Raw genomic sequence first — 2,500 nt, forward strand, 5'->3', positions numbered from 1 at the left:
AAGATGAGATTTCCCATAGCGTAAGCTAGTAAGATCCCTGAAAGATGATCAGGTTGATAGGTTCGAGGTGGAAGCATGGTGACATGTGGAGCTGACGAATACTAATAGATCGAGGACTTAACCATATAATATGAAGCAAATGTTATCTAGTTTTGAAGGAATATGCCTTCATAGTTTGGTGATGATGGCAGAGAGGTCACACCCGTTCCCATACCGAACACGGAAGTTAAGCTCTCTAGCGCCGATGGTAGTTGGGACCTTGTCCCTGTGAGAGTAGGACGTCGCCAAGCAACTTTAAGACGAGTCAGAATGACTCGTCTTTTTTGTGTTTTAAACTTCTTATCAGCCTCAAGTAAGTAATCCTTATTCTTTTGACCCTCTCATATTCATTTTCTTTCATCATTTTTGATGTGTAGTTTAAGATTTTTTATTTTATTTTTTGTAGAAGCAATCTGTTGATGTGTTAAAATAGTGCAGTTGTTTTTTTGAGTACTTGAATATAAGAAGATTTAATTTTGAAAAAGGAGATAATATGAAAAAGATAGGTGTAATTACTATAGTAGTTTTAGTTCTTCTAGCAATTACTTATATGTTAGTCGGGAATTATTTTTATAATTATGCGTTGAATGCGAAACAAGAGAAAGAATTTTTAGAGGATAATCCTCACTTAGTGGAAACAGTGAATGCATCGGGAGGTATGTTCGCTACAAATGAAGAAAAGGATGCGAGCTTTGTCTCAAATCATAAACCTAATACACTACACATAAATTCTTTTGATAAGTTGAAATTAACAGGTTATGAATATATGAATGAACAATCTAGCCATAAATGGGCAATTGTAGTTCATGGATATGATAGTAAGGCATTGAAAATGACGAAATATATCCGGAATTTTTATGAAGAAGGATATAACGTCATAGCGCCAGATCTTCGTGGGCATGAAAATAGTGAAGGCAATTATATAGGGATGGGCTGGCACGATCGTAAAGATATTTTGATGTGGATTCAACAAATTGTACAGAAAGACCCTAATGCTGAAATAGCACTCTTTGGTGTTTCAATGGGGGGAGCAACTGTAATGATGACTTCAGGTGAAGAGTTACCTTCTAACGTTAAAGTTATTATTGAAGATTGTGGATACTCAACTGTTATTGATGAATTTACGTATCAACTAAAAGATTTATTCCATTTGCCAAAGTTTCCTGTTATGAATGCGGCAAATACAGTTACAAAATTAAGAGCTGGATATGATTTAGAAGAAGCTTCAGCTGTAAAACAAGTAGCGAAAAGTAAAACACCGATGCTATTTATTCATGGGGATGCTGATACATTCGTTCCCTATGAAATGTTAGATGAAGTATATAATGCTGCAAAAGTAGAAAAAGAGAAATTAATTGTTCCAGGTGCTGGACATGGAGAAGCCGAGAAGGTAGATTCGAATAAATATTGGAATACCGTATGGAAGTTCGTGGGGAGATACATTCCAGCGTAATTAGATTGTTTTAGATTTGTATATACGATAATCAGAAGGAAGTGTTTTTATACTTTTGATTATCGTTTTTTCTATTTAAAAACTCATTTTAGTTTGTGGTATATAAGGTTTGAAGCATAAATTTTTGAATTCCTTATTGCCAATGCTACAATAATTGAAAACTACATGTTAATGAGGTGTTTCTATGAAAATTGAAGTATGGTCAGATTTTGTATGCCCATTTTGCTATATTGGGAAACGTAGATTAGAAATGGCTTTAGAGCAATTTCCGCATAAGAAGGATGTTGAAGTCGAGTTTAAAAGTTTTGAATTAGATCAAAATGCTCCAATTTATTCTGGAACAAGTATTAATGAAGTACTTGCATCAAAGTATGGGATTAGTATTGAAGAAGCTAAGCGTAATAATATACAATTAGGCAATCATGCAGCTAGTATGGGGTTAAGTTTTAATTTTGATGAGATGAAGCCGACGAACACATTTGATGCGCATCGTCTTGCTAAATTTGCAAAGGATCAAGGGAAAGAAAAAGAGATTACGGAAAATCTACTTTTTGCATATTTCACTGAATCGAAAAATTTAAGTGATGTGGATACGCTTGCTACTATTGCTGAAGCTTCAGGTTTAGATAAGCAAGAAGCTTTACGTGTTATTAATGATAAAAGTGCATATGCAAATGATGTTAGAATTGATGAAGCGATTGCTCAGCAATATCAAATTTCAGGAGTACCTTATTTTATTATTAATCAAAAGTATGCTATTTCAGGTGCGCAACCACTTGAAACTTTTGTCGGTGCACTTCAGCAAGTTTGGGAAGAAGAGAATCCTGCATCTAAGTTACAAGAGCTTTCTTCAGAGGGTGGAAGCGATATGTCTTGTACGGATGAAAGTTGTTCTGTACCTTCAAAAGAACAATAGTTTTTATGATGGAATAGCAACCCATAGAGCGTTTCATGGGTTGCTTATCTATTCTTATAGAAGAGGTATATAAATAGATAAATTAATAACGT

At 34.4% G+C, this 2,500-nt stretch carries 2 protein-coding genes and 2 rRNA genes (1 of these 4 cut by a window edge); all 4 read left to right on the forward strand.

What is annotated here, in order from left to right:
* Window positions 1-125: ribosomal RNA gene (locus tag NHG49_RS01545) — 23S ribosomal RNA — on the forward strand; it begins 2,797 nt to the left of the window's first position.
* A 49-nt stretch (window positions 126-174) separates the two neighbouring features.
* A 5S ribosomal RNA gene (gene rrf, locus NHG49_RS01550) occupies window positions 175-290 on the forward strand.
* Between the two features lie 242 nt (window positions 291-532).
* Window positions 533-1,492 (forward strand): alpha/beta hydrolase, encoded by a 960-nt coding sequence (locus NHG49_RS01555; protein WP_149174298.1) that lies wholly within the window; start codon window positions 533-535, stop codon window positions 1,490-1,492.
* Between the two features lie 184 nt (window positions 1,493-1,676).
* The gene (locus tag NHG49_RS01560) at window positions 1,677-2,408 is read left to right on the forward strand and encodes a DsbA family oxidoreductase (RefSeq protein ID WP_064475995.1); all 732 of its coding nucleotides are present in this window, start codon (window positions 1,677-1,679) and stop codon (window positions 2,406-2,408) included.
* Window positions 2,409-2,500: the final 92 nt, after the last annotated feature.

This window comes from Bacillus sp. IBL03825 (genome assembly GCF_024712505.1).
GTDB classification, from domain to species: Bacteria; Bacillota; Bacilli; order Bacillales; family Bacillaceae_G; genus Bacillus_A; species Bacillus_A wiedmannii.

What these genes read in the sequence shown, in the direction of transcription:
- NHG49_RS01555 (WP_149174298.1), top strand. Translation starts at nt 533, where the DNA reads ATGAAAAAGATAGGTGTAATTACTATAGTAGTTTTAGTTCTTCTAGCA.
- NHG49_RS01560 (WP_064475995.1), top strand. Translation starts at nt 1,677, where the DNA reads ATGAAAATTGAAGTATGGTCAGATTTTGTATGCCCATTTTGCTATATT.